The organism is Methylobacterium sp. NPDC080182, assembly GCF_050281105.1.
Lineage (GTDB): Bacteria > Pseudomonadota > Alphaproteobacteria > Rhizobiales > Beijerinckiaceae > Methylobacterium.
The window spans coordinates 14,923-32,217 of sequence record NZ_JBNNWO010000027.1 but is presented as its reverse complement, the minus strand read 5'-3'; the positions used below and the strand labels follow the sequence as shown (position 1 = coordinate 32,217).

16 protein-coding genes are annotated in these 17,295 nt (G+C 71.0%); 6 read left to right on the top strand and 10 right to left on the bottom strand.

Annotation, left to right across the window (positions count from 1 at the left end):
- Positions 1–4: 4 nt before the first annotated feature.
- On the bottom strand, positions 5–712 hold the full coding sequence (locus tag ACQKQD_RS30575) for a transglutaminase-like cysteine peptidase (protein WP_427510488.1): 708 nt from the start codon (positions 710–712) through the stop codon (positions 5–7).
- A gap of 319 nt (positions 713–1,031) precedes the next feature.
- On the opposite strand from ACQKQD_RS30575, the gene ACQKQD_RS30570 reads away from it, so the two are divergent.
- Positions 1,032–1,289, top strand: a complete 258-nt coding sequence (locus tag ACQKQD_RS30570; RefSeq protein ID WP_012320711.1) for a hypothetical protein — start codon at positions 1,032–1,034, stop codon at positions 1,287–1,289.
- 7 nt (positions 1,290–1,296) lie between these two features.
- Here the strand turns inward: ACQKQD_RS30570 and ACQKQD_RS30565 are convergent, their stop codons facing one another.
- The 8 genes from ACQKQD_RS30565 to ACQKQD_RS30530 form a co-directional block, all read right to left on the bottom strand.
- Positions 1,297–1,896 (bottom strand): transglutaminase-like cysteine peptidase, encoded by a 600-nt coding sequence (locus ACQKQD_RS30565; RefSeq protein WP_020095660.1) that lies wholly within the window; start codon positions 1,894–1,896, stop codon positions 1,297–1,299.
- A gap of 356 nt (positions 1,897–2,252) precedes the next feature.
- Complete coding sequence (locus ACQKQD_RS30560; protein ID WP_427510487.1) at positions 2,253–3,986, bottom strand: AMP-binding protein; 1,734 nt, start codon at positions 3,984–3,986, stop codon at positions 2,253–2,255.
- Positions 3,987–4,031: 45 nt separating this feature from the next.
- Positions 4,032–4,466, bottom strand: a complete 435-nt coding sequence (locus ACQKQD_RS30555) for a hypothetical protein (RefSeq protein WP_132367111.1) — start codon at positions 4,464–4,466, stop codon at positions 4,032–4,034.
- Positions 4,467–4,480: 14 nt separating this feature from the next.
- Positions 4,481–5,260: an enoyl-CoA hydratase gene (locus ACQKQD_RS30550; protein ID WP_020095657.1), complete on the bottom strand. Its 780-nt coding sequence runs from the start codon at positions 5,258–5,260 to the stop codon at positions 4,481–4,483.
- Positions 5,257–6,150, bottom strand: coding sequence for a 3-hydroxyisobutyrate dehydrogenase (gene mmsB / locus ACQKQD_RS30545; protein WP_427510486.1), 894 nt, complete (start codon positions 6,148–6,150; stop codon positions 5,257–5,259). The genes ACQKQD_RS30550 and mmsB overlap by 4 nt, the downstream gene beginning before the upstream one ends.
- A 185-nt stretch (positions 6,151–6,335) precedes the next feature.
- On the bottom strand, positions 6,336–7,397 hold the full coding sequence (locus ACQKQD_RS30540) for an enoyl-CoA hydratase/isomerase family protein (RefSeq protein WP_427510485.1): 1,062 nt from the start codon (positions 7,395–7,397) through the stop codon (positions 6,336–6,338).
- Entirely contained in the window at positions 7,394–8,539 is a 1,146-nt protein-coding gene (locus ACQKQD_RS30535; protein WP_427510484.1) for an isobutyryl-CoA dehydrogenase, read from the bottom strand. The genes ACQKQD_RS30540 and ACQKQD_RS30535 overlap by 4 nt, the downstream gene beginning before the upstream one ends.
- A gap of 122 nt (positions 8,540–8,661) precedes the next feature.
- Positions 8,662–10,158, bottom strand: coding sequence for a CoA-acylating methylmalonate-semialdehyde dehydrogenase (locus tag ACQKQD_RS30530; protein ID WP_020095653.1), 1,497 nt, complete (start codon positions 10,156–10,158; stop codon positions 8,662–8,664).
- 116 nt (positions 10,159–10,274) lie between these two features.
- Here ACQKQD_RS30530 and ACQKQD_RS30525 point away from each other — a divergent pair, with 116 nt between their 5' ends.
- Both ACQKQD_RS30525 and ACQKQD_RS30520 read left to right on the top strand, forming a co-directional pair.
- Positions 10,275–11,183, top strand: coding sequence for a LysR family transcriptional regulator (locus ACQKQD_RS30525; protein ID WP_244491912.1), 909 nt, complete (start codon positions 10,275–10,277; stop codon positions 11,181–11,183).
- Between the two features lie 87 nt (positions 11,184–11,270).
- Positions 11,271–12,434: an iron-containing alcohol dehydrogenase gene (locus tag ACQKQD_RS30520; RefSeq protein ID WP_427510483.1), complete on the top strand. Its 1,164-nt coding sequence runs from the start codon at positions 11,271–11,273 to the stop codon at positions 12,432–12,434.
- A gap of 131 nt (positions 12,435–12,565) precedes the next feature.
- Here ACQKQD_RS30520 and ACQKQD_RS30515 read toward each other — a convergent pair whose 3' ends face one another.
- Positions 12,566–13,795, bottom strand: coding sequence for an ABC transporter substrate-binding protein (locus tag ACQKQD_RS30515; RefSeq protein WP_020095650.1), 1,230 nt, complete (start codon positions 13,793–13,795; stop codon positions 12,566–12,568).
- A gap of 257 nt (positions 13,796–14,052) precedes the next feature.
- On the opposite strand from ACQKQD_RS30515, the gene cpaB reads away from it, so the two are divergent.
- From cpaB to ACQKQD_RS30500, 3 genes are read left to right on the top strand one after another with little or no spacing between them, the layout of a single operon-like run.
- Positions 14,053–14,868 (top strand): Flp pilus assembly protein CpaB, encoded by an 816-nt coding sequence (cpaB, locus tag ACQKQD_RS30510; protein WP_020095649.1) that lies wholly within the window; start codon positions 14,053–14,055, stop codon positions 14,866–14,868.
- A 5-nt stretch (positions 14,869–14,873) separates the two neighbouring features.
- Positions 14,874–16,502 carry a type II and III secretion system protein family protein gene (locus ACQKQD_RS30505; RefSeq protein WP_354456371.1) on the top strand — a complete coding sequence of 543 codons (1,629 nt, stop codon included), beginning with the start codon at positions 14,874–14,876 and terminating at the stop codon, positions 16,500–16,502.
- Between the two features lie 30 nt (positions 16,503–16,532).
- Positions 16,533–17,288 carry a CpaD family pilus assembly protein gene (locus tag ACQKQD_RS30500; RefSeq protein ID WP_170863029.1) on the top strand — a complete coding sequence of 252 codons (756 nt, stop codon included), beginning with the start codon at positions 16,533–16,535 and terminating at the stop codon, positions 17,286–17,288.
- The last annotated feature ends 7 nt before the right edge of the window (positions 17,289–17,295 follow it).

Below are 17,295 nucleotides of genomic sequence, written 5' to 3'. Positions count from 1 at the left end.
GGGTTCAGGGCTCGGCGGTAGCCACCTGCGCGGTCCCGTCCTTGCCCTCCAGGGACACCCAGGCCGCGCCGTCCTGGCCGGCCCGCTTGATGAAGTTGTAGCCGGTGCGGCGCCAGGAGCGGATCGCGTCGGTCTTGTTGTCGAGGATGAAGTCGCCGCGGTCGGTCCGGACCGTCAGCACCGCGTGGCCCTCGTTGGTCTCGTCGATCACCACGGTCATCAGCAGGGCGCGCCGCGGCAGGCCGCGCTCCACCAGCATCCGCCGCTTCAGCAGCTGGTAATCCTCGCAATCGCCGAACCCGTCATCGGGGAAGTCCCAGCGGTCGACGACGCCCCAATGCGCCTGATCGGTGATCGGCCGGATGCGCGCGTTCACGCGGCGGTTGACGATCTGCAGGGTCCGCCACACCGCCACGGTCAGGGAAATCTCGGCCGGCTCGGCCGTGTCGACCGTGCATTCCTGAGGCGTGCGGGCGCAGAAATCCGTCCAGCCCGCGATCGCCCGCACCGGCCCGGTCGGTTCGGCGGCGGTCACCTGATCCGGCAGGACCAGCCGCGCGTGGGCGTGGGTCGTGGCGCCGCCCATCGCGAGGATCGTGCACAGCAGGGCGAAACTCGCCGCCTGCCGCGCGCGGCACGCCGCGTGCGTCCACCCGCGCCAACGGAGCGGGCCGAAGACCTGACACGAGATATCGCCATCCGCGTGCCGCATGGTTCAAGCCCCCGCCGCCCGATGATGACGGAAGGGTGACACGGCCACGTGCGACGCACAATGGGTCAGGGCGAGGTAGCTAACGCGCGGGGAGCCGTATCGGTTCCGATTTAAGAGAGTGTTGCATCCGCGGGGCTGGCCGAAGCCGTATGCACTGAGTGAATAGCCGCTCTGCGCTTTCTCGGAAGGCCTTGATTCAGGTCAGCTTTGCCGGCTTCTCAGCACGGCTCGCACGGGGGATTCGCGGCGGGCTCGATCGAGACGCGTGAAGCCGGCCAGCCCGTCGCCGACGGGGCCGCACCCCAGGAAAGGACCCGCCATGCAGCCCGCCATCCAGCAGGTGATCAGAGCGCTCGCCGAAGATGGTCGGGCCGGCGCGATCAATATCGCGGAGCACGCGGTCGATTCCTACCTCGCCGACGCGCCGAGCGAGGGCGACAGGGCGCTGTCGCGGGACATCCTGGTCCGGGATCTCGCCAGTCTCCGGGGCGTCGCCCCGCATCTCGCGGCCTTCATCGGCCGGGTGGAGTCCTACGTGGCGAGCCTCGCCCAGCCGTCGCTGAGCCGGGCGGCCTGAGGCCGCTTCACCGGTTTGCGGTGGTGACCGGGGAGGTGACGCCGCCGAGGGAGACCCAGGCGACGGCGTCCTGGCTCTCGCGCTTGATGAACACGTAGCCGGTCTTGTGCCAGGGCAGGATCGCGCTGGTCTTGTTGTCGAGCACCAGGTCGCCCCGGTCGGTGATCAGGGTCAGCACGGCGTGGCCCTCCCCCTTCTCGTCGATCACCACGGTCATGCGCATCGCCCGCCGCGGCAGGCCGGCCTCGGCCAGCATGTGGCGCTTGAGCAGCTGGAAGTCCTCGCAGTCGCCGATGCCGTCCTCGGCCAGGTCCCAGCGGTCGGCCACGTGCAGGTGGTCCTGGTCGGTCATCGGCTCGATCGCCTTGTTGACCCGCCGGTTCACCGACACGATCGTCGCCCAGGTGGCGGGCGTCAGGCTGATCCGGGCCGGCTCGCCCCGGTCCAGCGCGCACTCCGCCGCGTAATTCTGACAGAACGTCACCCACGCCGCGATCGGCTTGGCGTCGCCCAGGATCTTGGCGCCCACGTCCGCGGGCAGGCTCGCCAGCGTCTGCGCCTGAACCGGAGCGGCGAGGCCGAGCAGCGTCGCCGCTCCGACCAGCATCCCCCGAACCGTCCTGAGAAGCGCCGCGCCCATCGAACCCGTCCCCGTTGTTGAGGACAGGATTGCGCCGCAGAGCCTCCGCGGCGCTGAAGCGGATGCGCGCAATTTTACCGATCCGCCGGCGCGGGCCCGCTCACGCGCGACAGCGTCGACGGGAGACTTGAGAACCCCTGTAAATCGGCGGCTTCGGCTTCGGAAACCGGAAACCTTGAGGGTTCGTCACCCGGGGACCCGAGCCTTCAGGAGCGCCGCCGCCATCGCGGGCGCAGCGGGGCGCGCCAGGACTGCGCTAGGCCGACCGATGTCGCGCTGCCCTGTGTCGCCTCGCTGCGCCCGCGATCACAAGGTGGAAACGCTCAGCCCGCCGTCTGGTCGAGCTTGCGCTCGGCCTCGCCCTTCAGCTCCGGGAAGTCCGCCTGCGTGTAGGCGCGGCCCCGGTGCGGGTCCTCGGTGATGCCCTCGTGCTCCAGGCGGCGCAGCTGCACCCGCCGGATCTTGCCCGAGATCGTCTTGGGCAGATCGGTGACGAATTCGAGCCCGCGCAGGCGCTTGAAGGTCGCGAGCCGGGCGTTGGTGAAGCGGAAGATGTCGAGCGCCGTCTCGGGTCCGGGGCTCGCTCCGGCCACCAGGGACACGTAGGCCTTCGGGATGGTGTGACGCATCGGGTCGGGCACCGGCACCACCGCCGCCTCGGCCACGGCCGGGTGCTCGATCAGCACGCTCTCCAGCTCGAAGGGGCTGATCCGGTAGCCCGACGACTTGAACACGTCGTCGGCGCGGCCGACGAAGGTGTAGCAGCCCTGCTCGTCCACGAAGGCGACGTCGCCGGTGTGGTAGAGGTCGCCGGCCGCGCCCGACAGGTTGCCCTGGCCGTCGTCGTAGCCCTGCATCAGGCCGGCGGGCCGGTAGGCCCCGAGTTCGAGGCAGACCTCGCCCTCGGTGGCCGGCTGACCGTCGAGGTCGAGGACGCGCACCCGGTAGCCCGGGAGAGGCCGGCCCAGGGCGCCCGGCACCACCGGCTGCCCCGGCGTGTTGGCCATGAGCGCGGTGGTCTCGGTCTGGCCGTAGCCGTCGCGGATCGTGAGGCCCCAGGCACTCTTCACGCGCTCGATCACCTCGGGATTCAGGGGCTCGCCCGCCGCGCAGACCTCGCGCAGGGCGAGCCGCTTCCCGGACAAGTCCTCCTGGATGATCATCCGCCAGACGGTCGGCGGCGCGCAGAGCGTCGTGGCGCCGGTGCGCTCCAGCTGCGCCAGCAGCGCGGCCGCGTTGAACGGCGCCTGGTTGATCACCAGGATCGTCGCGCCGGCATTCCAGGGCGCGAAGAACGAGGACCACGCGTGCTTCGCCCAGCCCGGCGAGGAGACGTTGCAGTGCACGTCCCCCGGCTGCAGCCCGAGCCAGTACATGGTCGAGAGCGCGCCCACCGGGTAGGAGCGGTGGCTGTGGCGCACCAGCTTCGGCTTCGCCGTGGTGCCGGAGGTGAAGTAGAGGAGCAGCGGGTCGTCGGCGGCGGTCGGGGCGTCCGGCGCGAAGCTGTCCGAGGCCGTGAAGGCGTCGTCGTAGGCCGCCCAGCCCTCCGTCGGAGCCCCGGTGACGAGGCGGACGGCGCCGCCCGTGTCGAGGCCAGCGAACCGTGCGATCTGCTCCGGCCCGGCCACGATCGCCCGCGGGCGGCCGCGGGCGAGGCGGTCGGCGAGCTCGTCGGCGGTGAGCAGCGTGGTCGCCGGGATGACCACGGCGCCGAGCTTCATCGCGGCCAGCATGGTCTCCCACAGGGCCGGCACGTTGCCGAGCAGCAGGAGCAGGTGGTCACCGCGCTTCAGGCCGAGCTGACGCAGGTGGTTGGCCACCTGATTGGACCGTGCCGCGAGTTCGCCGAAGCTGAGGCTCTGCTCGGCCCCGCTGCCGGCCTCGACGATCCGCAGGGCGGCGCGGTCGCGGCTCTCGGGGCCGGCGAGGACGGCGTCGAACCAGTCGAGCGCCCAGTTGAACGGCACCGGGTCCGGCCACGCGAAGGCCGCGACGGCGGCGGCGTAGTCGGTGCGATGGGCCAGCAGAAGGTCGCGGGCCTCCCGGAAGCTCGGCATGGTCGTTCCCCCTCGTCCTCGTTGACCGATCCCGACCCGGCGTCTTCAGGCCGGGATCAGATCCTCACCGGCCTCGCCCTGCGCGAGGCGCTGAACCATGGCGGCGTGGAAGTCGCGGATCTGCCCGGCAATCGCCCCAACACTGCGGTCGTTGCGGGCGAAATCGTCGGCGTTCAGCGCGATCAGGCCGGCCGTGTAGCCGGCCTCGTTGTGTTCGAACGGATCCGCGTAGAGCCATGCCCACCAATCGCGGAGCGGGATCAGGCTGGCGCCGGGCTTGACCCGCAGCGCCGCCAGGAAACGGAAATGGCGCGTCAGCTCTTTCCGCCAGACCGACCGCGTCCGTTGGGGCACGTCGAAGGCGAGCAGCTTCACGAGGTGCTCGTTGATGGTCTCCTCGCGCCCGCGCGCCTTCTGGGCGACGATTGCGCGCGGGAAGGCCATCTCGAACCGGACTTCGTCGTGGTCCAGCACATCCATCGCCTGGTCCCCGCTCAGGTGTTCTCGAACCGGGGCGGCCGCTTCTCTACGAAGGCGGCCATGCCCTCCTTCTGGTCCTTGGTGGCGAACATGGCGTGGAACACCCGCCGCTCGAACCGGATGCCCTCGGTCAGCGTGGTCTCGTAGGACCGGTTGACCGCCTCCTTGGTCATCATCGCGATCGGCAGCGACATCGACGCGATGGTCTCGGCCGCCTTCAGTGCCTCGTCGAGGAGCTGGTCGGCCGCGATCACGCGCGAGACGAGGCCGGCACGCTCGGCCTCGGCGGCGTCCATCATCCGCCCGGTCAGGCACATCTCCATGGCCTTGGCCTTGCCGACGAAGCGGGTCAGCCGCTGGCTGCCGCCGATCCCCGGCATCACGCCGAGCTTGATCTCGGGCTGGCCGAACTGCGCCGTGTCGGCTGCCAGGATGATGTCGCACATCATGGCGAGCTCGCAGCCACCGCCGAGCGCGTAGCCCGCCACCGCGGCGATGATCGGCTTGCGCACGGCGACGAACCGGTCCCAGTCGGCGAACCGGTCGCCGGAATACATCTCCGCGTAGGTGGCGTGCTGCATCTCCTTGATGTCGGCGCCGGCCGCGAAGGCCTTCGCCGAGCCGGTGAGGACGATGCAGCCGATCCCCGGATCCGCATCCGCCTCGGTCGCCGCCCGGATCACCTCGCGGGTGAGCTGCGCGTTGAGGGCGTTCAGGGCCTTCGGCCGGTTGAGGGTGATCAGCAGGACGCGCCCGCGCGTCTCCGTCAGGATCGTCTCGTACGTGTCGCTCACGACTCGCCTCCCCGCCCGCGGAGCATACGGATGATCGCGGAAAAGTCCTCTCCCCCGTGGCCCGCGCCCTCGAACAGGCCGTAGATCTGCGCGGCCTCCGCGCCCAGCGGCGTCGCCGCCCCCGCGGCGATGGCGGCGGCCTGAGCGAGTCGGAGGTCCTTGAGCATCAGCGCGGCGGCGAAGCCCGGCTTGTAGCCGTTGTTGGCCGGCGAGGTCGGCACCGGGCCCGGCACCGGGCAGTAGGTGGTCAGTGACCAGCACTGACCCGAGGAGACCGAGGCCACGTCGTAGAGCGCCTGGTGCGACAGGCCGAGCTTCTCGCCGAGCGCGAAAGCCTCGCTGACGCCGATCATCGAGATGCCGAGGATCATGTTGTTGCAGATCTTGGCCGCCTGCCCGGCGCCGGCATCGCCGCAATGGAACACGTTCTTGCCCATCACCTTCAGCAGCGGCTCGGCCCTGGCGAAGGCGGCCGCGGCGCCGCCGGCCATGAACGTCAGCGTCCCGGCCTTCGCGCCGCCGGTGCCGCCGGAGACCGGCGCGTCCACCGACAGGCAGCCCCGCGCCTCGGCGAGGGCGTGGGCCTTGCGGGCGCTCTCGACGTCGACCGTGGAGGAATCGATCAGGAGCGTGCCGGCGGGCAGGGCCTCGGCGAGCTGCGTCCAGACCTCGACCACGTGCCGCCCGGCGGGCAGCATGGTGATGACGACGTCCGCCCCTTGGGCCGCCTCCAGGGCCGAGCCGGTGACAGCGACGCCTCCGGCGCGCGCCGCCTCCAGCGAGGCCGGCACCAGGTCGAAGCCGCGCACGGTGTGGCCCGCCTTCACGAGGTTGGCCGCCATGGGCCCGCCCATGTTGCCGAGACCGATGAACCCGATGGTCTGCGCCATCCTGCTTCTCCCTTGATTGCTGTCGTTCGCGTCTTCCACGCGCGTCCTCATCCTGAAGTGACCGCGACGCGGGCCTCGAAGGAGGGCTCCAGGAATCACGGCGGCTTCCGGAGCCCTCCTTCGAGGCCTACGCTACGCTTCGGCACCTCAGGATGAGGGTGTGGGTGGGAACGAGCGACGCGTCATCACACCGGCCCCGTGCGCGATTCCGAAAAAACCGGCTCCGCCCGCTTCTCCAGCCAGCGGGCGATCTGCGCCGGATCGACCGCGTCGAGGGTCGGCGGGTTCCAGCGCGGGCTCTTGTCCTTGTCGATCACCGCGGCGCGGATGCCTTCGCGGAAATCGCCCTCCGCTAGCAGCGCCAGCGAGGCGTGGAACTCGCGCTCCAGGCAGGCTTCCAGGTTCGGCGCGCCGCGGCCGAGCCGCAGGAGGCACAGCGTCAGGACGAGGCTCGACGGCGCCTTGGTCAGGAGCGTCGCCCGGGTCGCGGCGGCGAAATCCGAGCCGTCCGCCGCCAGGGCCGACAGGATCTCGTCCACCATGTCGAAGGCGAAGCAGCGGTCGATCACCGCCCGGTGCGCGGCGAGCGGTGCCGGCTCCGGATCACGGGCGAGCCGTGCGATCGCGTCCCGCACGCCCGCCTGCCCGGCATCCGGGTCGACCGCCACGAGGGCGTCGATCAGGTCAGGCAGACCCGCGGAGGGCACCAGGGCGTCGGCCAGCCGGCAGAAGATCGCGTCGGCGGCGCCGACCGGCTCGCCGGTCAGGCCGAGATAGGTGCCGAGTTCCCCGGGCGCGCGCGGCAGCAGCCACGTTCCGCCGACATCCGGCAGGTAGCCGATGCCGGTCTCCGGCATGGCGACGCGGGAACGCTCGGTGACGATCCGGTGCGCGGCGTGGCCCGCGAGCCCGACACCCCCGCCCATGGTGATGCCGTCCATGACCGCCACGAAGGGCTTCTCGTAGGCCGCGATGCGCGCATCGAGCCTGTACTCGTCCCGCCAGAAGGTCTCGGCGAAGGCGGTGTCGGGGCTGTCGTAGAGGGAGCGCAGGTCGCCGCCGGCGCACAGGCCGCGCTCGCCCTCCCCGGTGAGCAGCACCGCGGCGATGCCCGGATCGGCCGAGAACCGGTCGAGCGCCCGGTAGATCTCGCCGACCATGCCGTGGGTCAGGGCATTGAGGGCCTTCGGCCGGTTGAGCCGCAGCCGGCCCAGCGCGCCGACCCGCTCGACGATCACGTCGCTCATCGGCGGCCCCCGGTCAGCCCGCGGGCGATGATCAGCCGCATGATCTCGTTGGTCCCCTCAAGGATCTGGTGCACGCGCAGATCGCGGACGATCTTCTCCACGCCGTACTCGGCGAGGTAGCCGTAGCCGCCGTGAAGCTGGAGCGCCTGGTTGGCGACCTCGAAGGCCGCGTCGGTGACGTGGCGCTTGGCCATCGCGCAGAGCTGGGTCGCGGCCGGGTCCTTGGCGTCGAGCGCGGCGGCCGCGTGCCGCAGGAAGGTGCGCGACACCTCCAGGCTCGTCGCCATGTCGGCGAGGCGGAACTGCAGCGCCTGGAAGTCGGTGAGCCTCGCCCCGAAGGCGCGGCGGTCGCCCATGTAGGCGAGCGCCTTGTCGAGGGCCGCCTGCGCGCCGCCGAGCGAGCAGGCCGCGATGTTGAGCCGCCCCCCGTCGAGGCCGCTCATGGCAATCTTGAAGCCCTGGCCCTCGGCGCCGAGGCGGTTGCCCACCGGCACACGGCAGCCGTCGAAGCGCACCGCGCGGGTCGGCTGGGCGTTCCAGCCCATCTTGCGCTCGTCGGCCCCGAAGGACAGGCCGGGCGTGCCCGTCTCGACCACGATCGCGGAGATCCCCGCCGGGCCGGCCTCGCCGGTGCGGACCATGCAGACGTAGAGGTCGCTGGCGCCGGCGCCCGAGATGAACTGCTTCTCGCCGGAGAGCACGTAATGGTCGCCGTCCCGCTCGGCGCGGGTGCGGAGCGCCGCAGCGTCGGAGCCCGAACCCGGCTCGGTGAGGCAGTAGCTGGCGATCCGCTCCATGCCCATGAGCGACGGCAGCCAGCGGCGGCGCTGATCGTCGTCGCCGTAGGCGTCGATCATCCAGGCGCACATGTTGTGGATCGACAGGAACGCCGCCACGGTCGGGCAGCCGGTGCTGAGCGCCTCGAAGATCAGCGTCGCGTCGAGGCGCGACAGGCCGGAACCGCCGACATCCTCGCGGACGTAGATGCCCGCCATGCCGAGGGCGGCCGCTTCCCGCAGGGTCTCGACCGGGAAGGTCTTGTCGCGGTCCCAGTCGAGGGCGTGCGGCGCGATGTGCTCGGCCGCGAAGCCGAGGGCCATCTCGCGGATCGCGGTCCGGTCCTCGTCGAGCCCGAAACTCATGGGCACTCCCTCATGTTCGTCAGCCACCGCGCGAGGTACGCACATCGGCCGCCCCAAGGCGGGCCGTACCCCCTCCCCGCGCGGGAGAGGGGGACCCGGGCCCCACCTCGAGCCGTCGCGCTCTACCGCATCGTCGGGATGGAGAACTCCGCCCCGCTCTTGATGCCGCTCGGCCAGCGCTGCGTCACAGTCTTGGTCTTGGTGTAGAACCGGATCGAGTCCGGCCCGTGCTGATTCAGGTCGCCGAAGCCCGAGCGCTTCCAGCCGCCGAAGGTGTGGTAGGCGATCGGGACCGGGATCGGCACGTTCACGCCGACCATGCCGACGTTGACCCGCGCGGTGAAGTCGCGGGCCGCGTCGCCGTCCTGGGTGAAGATCGCGACGCCATTGCCGTACTGGTGGGTCGAGGGCAGCGCCAAAGCCTCCTCGTAATCCTTGGCCCGAACCACCGAGAGCACGGGGCCGAAGATCTCTTCCTTGTAGATCGTCATGTCGGGCGTCACGCGGTCGAACAGCGAGCCGCCCATGTAGAAGCCGTTCTCGTAGCCCTGGAGCTTGAAGCCGCGGCCGTCGACGGCGAGCTGCGCGCCCTCGGCGACGCCCTTGTCGATGTAGCTCGCGACCTTCTGCACGGCCTCCCGGGTGACGAGCGGGCCGTAATCGGCCGAGCCGTCGTGCGAGGGACCGATCTTGAGCGACTCGACCCGCGGGACCAGCTTCTCCATCAGGCGGTCGGCGGTCTGCTCGCCCACCGGCACCGCCACCGAGATGGCCATGCAGCGCTCGCCGGCCGAGCCGTAGCCGGCGCCGATCAGCGCGTCGACCGCCTGGCCCATGTCGGCGTCCGGCATGATGATCATGTGGTTCTTGGCGCCGCCGAAGCACTGGGCGCGCTTGCCCGTCTCGGCGGCGCGCACGTAGATGTACTCGGCGATGTGCGAGGAGCCGACGAAGCCCACCGCCTTGATGTCCTCGTCGTCGAGGATCGCGTCGACCGCCTCCTTGTCGCCGTTGACGACGTTGAGGATGCCCGGCGGCAGGCCCGCCTCCAGGAAGATCTCGGCGATGCGGATCGGCACGCTCGGGTCGCGCTCGGACGGCTTCAGGATGAAGGCGTTGCCGCAGGCGATGGCCGGGGCGCATTTCCACAGCGGGATCATGGCCGGGAAGTTGAACGGCGTGATGCCGGCGACGACACCCAGCGGCTGGCGCAGGGAGTAGACGTCGATCCCGGGACCCGCCCCTTCCGTGTACTCGCCCTTGAGCAGGTGCGGGATGCCGCAGGCGAACTCCACGACCTCGACGCCGCGCTGGATGTCGCCCTTGGCGTCCGGCACGGTCTTGCCGTGCTCGGAGGCCAGCAGCTCGGCCAGCGAATCGTTCTCGCCGCGGATGAGCTCGAGGAAGCGCATCATCACGCGGGCGCGCTTCTGCGGATTGGTCGCCGCCCAGGCCGGCTGGGCCGCTGCGGCGTTCTCGACCGCGGCGCGCATCTCGGCCTTGCTGGCGAGCGCGACCTTGGCCTGCACCTCGCCGGTCGAGGGGTGGAACACGTCGGCGAACCGCCCGCTCTCGCCGCCGACGTTCCGGCCGCCGATGTAATGCCCGATCGTGCGCATGCGCGCCTCCCTGTGATGTGGCGTTCGATTTTGGCGCACCCTATCAGGATCGCTTGAGCGATAAAGCCGGATGCGCTTACAGCCGTCGTGCATCGATGCACAGCGAGGGTGCGATCATGGCCAGGACGGGGCCCAACTGGGACGACCTCCGCTTCTTCCTCGCCGTGGCGCGGACCGGAACGCTGAGCGCCGCCGGGACCCGTACCGGCACCGAGCACACCACCGTCGGGCGCCGGATCCGCGCCCTGGAGGAAGGGCTCGGCGCCCGGCTGTTCCACCGCAGCAACCTCGGCTACGCGCTCACCGAGGATGGCGCGAACCTGCTCGGCGTCGCCGAGGCCATGGAGAGCGCGTTCCTGTCGGCGAGCGCCGCCACGGAGGCCGCCCAGGCGGTCTCCGGCACGGTGCGGATCGGCGCGCCGGACGGGTTCGGCAGCGTATTCCTGGCCCCCCGGATGCACCGGCTCACCGCGCGCCATCCGGGGCTGGAGGTGGAGATCATGGCGACCGCCCGGATCTTCAGCCTGTCGAAGCGCGAGGCCGACATCGTCATCAGCCTGTCCGGCCCGCAGCAGGCGCGGGTGGTGGCGCGCCGGCTGACCGATTACCGGCTGCTCGTCTACGCGGCCGAATCCTACCTCGCCGGGACCGGGCCGATCGCGGAGGTCGGGGATCTCTCGGGGCATCCCTTCGTCGGCTACATCGAGGACATGCTGTTCACGCGCGAGCTGAACTATCTCGGCGCCCTGGGCCCGCCGGTCTCGGCGCGGCTGCGCTCCACCAACCTCCTGGCCCAGGTCCACGCGACGCTCGGCGGCGCCGGCCTCTGCGTGCTGCCGGCCTTCATCGCGGCGGCCCATCCGGGTCTCGTGCCGGTGCTGCCCGGGGCAGTGTCCCTGACCCGCTCGTTCCACATGCACATCCACGAGGATCACCGGAAGGCCGCCCATATCCGCGCCGTGGCGGGCTTCATCGCGGGCGAGGTGGAGGCCGCCGCCGCGCTCTTCGCCGGGCCGGCAGTGTAAGCACCGGCAGTTTCGCCCGGCGGGCGCAGGTCCTAAGATCGTCGTTCCGGCGCACCAGCAGAGGCGCCGGGTGGGAGAAGCAAGAGTATGGTCGCCTCGATCGCCCTGCCCCGGCTGATGCGCGTCGGCGCCGGCGCCTCGCGGCTCCTGCCGGAGGTGCTCGGCCAGCTGGGCCTGTCGCGGCCCTTCGTGGTCACCGATCCCTATCTCGCCGGCAGCGGCCGCACCGACACGCTGCTCGAGCGGCTGACCAAGGCGGGCGCGCAGGCCACGATCTTCTCCGAGACCGTGCCGGACCCGACCGTGGCGTCCGTGGAGGCGGCGCTGGCGGCCCTCCAAGCGGGCGATTTCGACTGCGTGGTCGGCTTCGGCGGCGGCAGCCCGATGGACACCGCCAAGGCGGTGGCGGTGCTCGCCCGCCACGGCGGCCACATGCGCGACTACAAGGCGCCGCGCCAGCAGGACGAGCCCGGCCTGCCGATCGTGGCGATCCCGACCACCGCCGGCACCGGCTCGGAGGCGACCCGCTTCACCATCGTGACCGACGAGGCCTCGGACGAGAAGATGCTCTGCATCGGCCTCGCCTACCTGCCGGTGGCGGCCCTGGTCGATTACGAGCTGACGCTCACCAAGCCGAAGCGGCTCACCGCCGATACCGGCATCGACGCCCTGACCCACGCGATCGAGGCCTACGTCTCGCGCAAGTCGAACCTGTTCTCGGACGGGCTGGCGCTTCAGGCGATGCGGTTGATCGCCCCGAACCTGCGCCGGGTCTGGACTGATCCGGGCGACCGGGCGGCCCGCGAGGCGATGATGCTCGGCGCGACCCAGGCCGGCATCGCCTTCTCGAACGCCTCCGTGGCGCTCGTCCACGGCATGAGCCGGCCGATCGGCGCGCATTTCCACGTCGCGCACGGGCTCTCGAACGCGATGCTGCTGCCGGCGGTCACGGCCTTCTCGGCCCCGGCCGCGATCGACCGCTACGCCGCCTGCGCCCGCGCCATGAAGATCGCCGGCCCGGACACCGACGACCGCTCGGCGGTGTCGGCCCTGGTGACCGAGCTCGAGGCGCTGAACGACGACCTCGACGTGCCGGGACCGCGGGAATACGGCATCGACCCGGCCCGCTGGGAGGCGCTGCTCCCCACCATGGCGGCCCAGGCGCTGGCTTCCGGCTCCCCCGCCAACAACCCGGTGGAGCCCAGCGCCGACGAGATCGTGGCGCTGTACCGGCGCGTCTGGGCGGGGTGATACCCTCTCGGAGTAGAGCACATCCTGAGACGGGACATTCGACCCGCCGCCGTCTGTGCGAGCGGAGCGAAGCAATCCAGGGACGCGCCGCCCCGGGTCGCTGCGCTGCGCTCGCGATGACGGGGTGAGACCTACTTCGCCGCCGTCAGCGGGCAGCCGCTCTCGGCCGGAGAGGCGAAGGCCTCCTTGCCGGGGATCGTCGAGATCAGCTTGTAGAGGTCCCACGGACCCTTCGACTCGGCCGGCTTCTTGACCTCGAACAGGTACATGTCGTGGACCATGCGGCCGTTCGGCTGCACGATCCCGCCATGGGCGAAGACGTCGTCCACCGGCAGCTCCTTGAGCTTGGCGTTCACCGCGTCGGTCTCGTCGGTGCCGGCCGCCTTGACGGCCTTCAGGTAGGACAGGACCGCCGAGTAGGTGCCGGCCTGGATCATGTTGGGCATCCGGCCGGTGCGCTTCATGTAGCGCTGGCCGAAGGCGCGGGTCTCGTCGTTGGCGTCCCAGTACCAGCCCTCGGTGAGCGTCAGGCCCTGGGCGACCTTGAGGCCGAGCCCGTGCACCTCCGAGAGTGTGAACAGCAGCGCCGCGAGCTTCTGGCCGCCCTCGACGATGCCGTACTCGGCGGCCTGCTTGATCGCGTTCGAGGTGTCGAGGCCGGCATTGGCGAGCCCGATTACCTTGGCCTTCGAGCCCTGCGCCTGGAGCAGGAACGACGAGAAGTCCTGGTTCGAGAGCGGGTGCCGGACGCTGCCCAGCACCTTGCCGCCGTTGGCGAGCACGACCTTGCTGGTGTCGGCCTCCAGCGCCGAGCCGAAGGCGTAGTCGGCGGTGAGGAAGAACCACGTGTTGCCGCCCGCCCGGGTCAGCGCGCCGCCGGTGCCCACCGCCAGCGCCCGCGTGTCGAACGCCCAATGGTAGCCGTAGGGCGAGCACGCCTTGCCGGTGAGGTCGCTGGTCGCGGCCCCGGTGGTGATGGTGATCTTCTTCTTCTCCTTGGACAGGCCCTGGACCGCCAGCGCCACCGAGGAGGTGGTCAGCTCCATGATCGCGTCGACATTGTCGCGGTCGTACCATTGCCGGGCGATCGCCGAGGCGATGTCGGGCTTGTTCTGGTGGTCGGCCGTGAGGATCTCGATCGGCACGCTGCCGATCTTGCCGCCCATATCCTCCACCGCCATCCGGGCGGCCTCGACCGAGCCCTGGCCGCCGTACTCGGCGTAGAGGCCGGACTGGTCGTTGAGGACGCCGATCCGTATGGCGTTGTCCGAGAAGCTTCCCTGCGCGGCCGCCGGAGCGGAGCCGAGCGCGGTCCCCGCGAGAGCGGCCGCCATCACCGCGCCGCCGATTGTCCTGATCATGTCTCCCCCCGGTTCGCCCGAGTGCCCGCTTCTGAGGCGGTTCCGGCGGCACGATAGGGGACGACCCGGCGCCGCGCCACGGCCGAGGTCGGGCGGGAGCTGAAGGATTCCGCGGATTGTGACGCGGTTCCGATCGACCCGTTTCCGGACCGGCGACAACGGCAGAGGTTATAATACCTTAACCATAATTACACGAATCCCCGCGCAGGTTCCCGTCATGGACGGCAATCCGGCCGTCTCCGGCGCGTGGCGATGCGATGAACCCAGCCCGTTTCGCCGTCCTCGGAATCGCCCTCGCGGCGGGCACCGGGGCGGCCTTCCTGATGAGCGGCGGCGATCCGCCACCGCCGCCACCTCCGCCGACGGCCGAGGCGCCGCCGCAGCCGACGACCGACGTGCTCGTGGCCGCCATCGACATGCCCATGGGCCAAGTGCTCCGGGCCGCGGACCTGCGCTGGCAGCCCTGGCCGGACGGCGCCGTGGCCAACGGCTACATGACCCGCAAGATCAACCCCAAGGCCCTCGAGGAGACCGTCGGTGCGTCCGTGCGCTCGGGCTTCCTGACGGGCGAGCCGATCCGCGCGCAGAAGCTGGTGCGCCCGGAGAGCGGGTTCATGGCGGCGATCCTGCCGCCCGGCATGCGCGCGGTCGCCATCGTCACCGACAGCCGCGGAACCAACTCGGCCGGCGGCTTCATCCTGCCGAACGACCGCGTCGACGTGATCCGCACCTTCCGCGACGAGTCCAATTCGCGGGCCAACAACAGCGACGTGCAGCTCTCCCAGACGATCCTCACCGACATCCGCGTCCTGGCGATCGGTCAGCTGGTCCAAGAGAAGAACGGCACCAACGTCGTCACCGGCGAGACCGCGACGCTGGCCGTGACGCCCGCACAGGCCGAGACCCTGGCGCTCGCCCAGAAGGTCGGCGCCCTGACGCTCTCCCTGCGCAGCCTCGCCGATGCCGGGCTGCCGCCGGAAGCCGTGCCGCTGGCCGACGCGTCCGCCGCGCAGATGCCCGAACCCGCCCTGACCGTGGTGCGCTTCGGCGTCGCGCGGCAGCAGACGCCGTGACCGCCATGACCGCTTCGCTGCCCCTCACGCGCCCGACGCGGCGCCCTGACCGCGGCCCGCGCCGTTGCTCGGCCGGCGCCCTCGCGCTGCTCGTCGCCCTGACCGGGCCGGCCTCTGCCCAGGACCGCCAGACCTTCGGCCCGGCGCCGATCCTGACGGTCGGAGCCGCGGAAGCGAGCTCGACCCGGCGGGTCGAGCTGACCGCGGGCCGGTCCGTCATCGTCGACCTGCCGCGGGACGCCAAGGAGGTGTTCGTGGCCAACCCCGCGGTGGCCAACGCCGTGGTCCGCTCGACCCGCAAGGTCTTCGTGATCGGCATGGCGGACGGCGCGACCTCGATCTTCATCATGGATGCCGAGGGCCGCCAGATTGCCGCTCTCGACGTGACGGTGGCGCGGGACCTGAACCTTGGGACCCTGCGCGAGCTGCTCAACCAGAGCATCCCGGGCGGACGCTTCGACGTGCGCTCCTCGGGCGCCTCGGTGCTCCTGTCGGGGGCGGTCAACTCCTCGGCGGACGCGCAGCAGGCGATCGACATCGCCAACGCCTTCGTGGGCCTGGGCGGCGCCGGGGCCGCGGGGGCCGCGGGCGCGGCCAGCGGCGGCGTCGCCGCCGGCTCGCGGGGCGCGGTGATCAACAACCTCACGATCCGCAACAAGGATCAGGTGATGCTCCGCGTCACCGTGGTGGAGGTGTCCCGCAACGTCCTGAAGCAGTTCGGGATCAACATGGCCGGCAACTGGTCGGCTCTGAACCCGGTCGGAAACCTGGGGCAGACGCTCGTGAACGGCGGCACCGCGGCGGCCACGCAGGTCCCGGCGTACATCCCGAATGTTATCACCAACAACCTGCCCTTCCCGATCAACACGAACACGCCGACCGGGAATCTGGTTCAGGCCTCCGTGCAGGGGGGCGGCTTCTCGCTCCAGGCGACCCTGAAGGCGTTCGAGCAGGCCGGCGTCTCGCGCATCCTGGCGGAGCCAACGCTGACCGCCATCTCGGGCGAGGCCGCCAAGTTCCTGGCCGGCGGCGAGTTCGCGGTGCCGGCCTCGGCAACCTGCGCCGTCGGCGGCGTCTGCTCGCCCGGCATCACATACAAGCCCTACGGCGTCGCCCTGTCGTTCACACCGACGGTGCTGGCCGACAACCGGATCTCGATCCGCGTCGCCACGGACGTGACCGAGATCGATACGCAGCAGAGCTTCAACTATGTGATCGGCAACACCTCGGTCGCAGTGCCGGGCACCCGGGTGCGCCGCTCCGAGACCACCGTCGAGCTGCCCTCCGGCGGTGTGATGATGACCGCCGGCCTGATCCAGCAGTTCAACAAGCAGGCGATCGCCGGCCTGCCCGGCCTGATCAACCTCCCGATCCTCGGCGCGCTGTTCCGCTCCCGCGACTACCAGCGCCAGGAGACCGAGCTGATGATCATGTGCACGCCCTACATCGCCCGGCCGATGGAGGCGAAGCAGGTCAGCCGGCCCGACGACAACTTCGTCGACTCAAGCGACGGCCAAGCCGTGCTGCTCGGCCAGATCAACCGCATCTACGGCAAGGTCGCCCCGCCCGGCGCGGCCGCCGCGGCGCCGCTCGGCCGCACCTACCGCGGCCGCGTCGGCTTCATCGTCGAGTAGCGCCCCGCCGCGCCTCCCAGGATCGGACCCATGACCGGACCCACGACCGGACGTCACCCGCCCGCACTGCCGCGCCGCGCCGCGAGCGTGCTCGCCGCCTGCGCGCTCTCCGCCCTCGCGGCGGCCTGCAAGACCGATCCCGTCACGACCGGCGGCATCGACGTCACGGATTACCGCGCGCGCCACCCGATCGTGCTGACCGACGGGCCCCGCAGCCTCGACGTGTTCCCGACCGGCACGGGCCATCTGGACCCGCGCCAGGCGACCGATGTCGACGCCTTCATGCTGGAGTACCGGCGCTACGGCCGCGGAACCCTTCTGATGCAGGTACCCCAGGGCGTCCCGCCCGACCAGGTCGCCGCCGTGCAGCGGACGGCCTCGGTTCTCGGCCGGCTCGGCACGCAGAACGGCGTCAACGCCCGCGAGATCGCCGTCAGCGGCTACGCGGTGGCGGCGCCGACCCTCGCCGCGCCGATCCGGCTGAGCTTCCAGCGCATGCAGGCCAAGGTGGCCGACGCCTGCGGCCTCTGGCCTCAGGACCTCGGGGCCGGCAATTTCGCGACCGACTACAACAATCGGCCGAGCTGGAACCTGGGCTGCGCCATGCAGTCCAACGTCGCCGCGCAGGTCGCCGACCCGGTCGACCTCGTGCGCGGCCGGCCCGAGGGCCGCATCGACACGGTCAAGCGGGTCCGGGACATTGGCCAGTTGCGGGACGGCAAGGATCCGTCAACCACATGGCGGCAAGATGGTCAGACCGCCGTGAAGGCCCAGGTCACGAACTGAGACAGCC

Bases quoted from the DNA above. Each gene is read 5' to 3' on its own strand.
- ACQKQD_RS30570 (WP_012320711.1), top strand. From the start codon at position 1,032: ATGCAGCCCGCCATCCAGCAGGTGATCAGAGCGCTCGCCGAAGATGGT.
- ACQKQD_RS30500 (WP_170863029.1), top strand. From the start codon at position 16,533: ATGACCGGACCCACGACCGGACGTCACCCGCCCGCACTGCCGCGCCGC.
- mmsB (WP_427510486.1), bottom strand. From the start codon at position 6,150: ATGGCGCAGACCATCGGGTTCATCGGTCTCGGCAACATGGGCGGGCCC.
- ACQKQD_RS30525 (WP_244491912.1), top strand. From the start codon at position 10,275: ATGGCCAGGACGGGGCCCAACTGGGACGACCTCCGCTTCTTCCTCGCC.
- ACQKQD_RS30560 (WP_427510487.1), bottom strand. From the start codon at position 3,986: ATGCCGAGCTTCCGGGAGGCCCGCGACCTTCTGCTGGCCCATCGCACC.
- ACQKQD_RS30520 (WP_427510483.1), top strand. From the start codon at position 11,271: ATGGTCGCCTCGATCGCCCTGCCCCGGCTGATGCGCGTCGGCGCCGGC.
- ACQKQD_RS30535 (WP_427510484.1), bottom strand. From the start codon at position 8,539: ATGAGTTTCGGGCTCGACGAGGACCGGACCGCGATCCGCGAGATGGCC.
- ACQKQD_RS30530 (WP_020095653.1), bottom strand. From the start codon at position 10,158: ATGCGCACGATCGGGCATTACATCGGCGGCCGGAACGTCGGCGGCGAG.
- ACQKQD_RS30565 (WP_020095660.1), bottom strand. From the start codon at position 1,896: ATGCTGGTCGGAGCGGCGACGCTGCTCGGCCTCGCCGCTCCGGTTCAG.
- cpaB (WP_020095649.1), top strand. From the start codon at position 14,053: ATGAACCCAGCCCGTTTCGCCGTCCTCGGAATCGCCCTCGCGGCGGGC.
- ACQKQD_RS30515 (WP_020095650.1), bottom strand. From the start codon at position 13,795: ATGATCAGGACAATCGGCGGCGCGGTGATGGCGGCCGCTCTCGCGGGG.
- ACQKQD_RS30540 (WP_427510485.1), bottom strand. From the start codon at position 7,397: ATGAGCGACGTGATCGTCGAGCGGGTCGGCGCGCTGGGCCGGCTGCGG.
- ACQKQD_RS30575 (WP_427510488.1), bottom strand. From the start codon at position 712: ATGCGGCACGCGGATGGCGATATCTCGTGTCAGGTCTTCGGCCCGCTC.
- ACQKQD_RS30505 (WP_354456371.1), top strand. From the start codon at position 14,874: ATGACCGCTTCGCTGCCCCTCACGCGCCCGACGCGGCGCCCTGACCGC.
- ACQKQD_RS30555 (WP_132367111.1), bottom strand. From the start codon at position 4,466: ATGGATGTGCTGGACCACGACGAAGTCCGGTTCGAGATGGCCTTCCCG.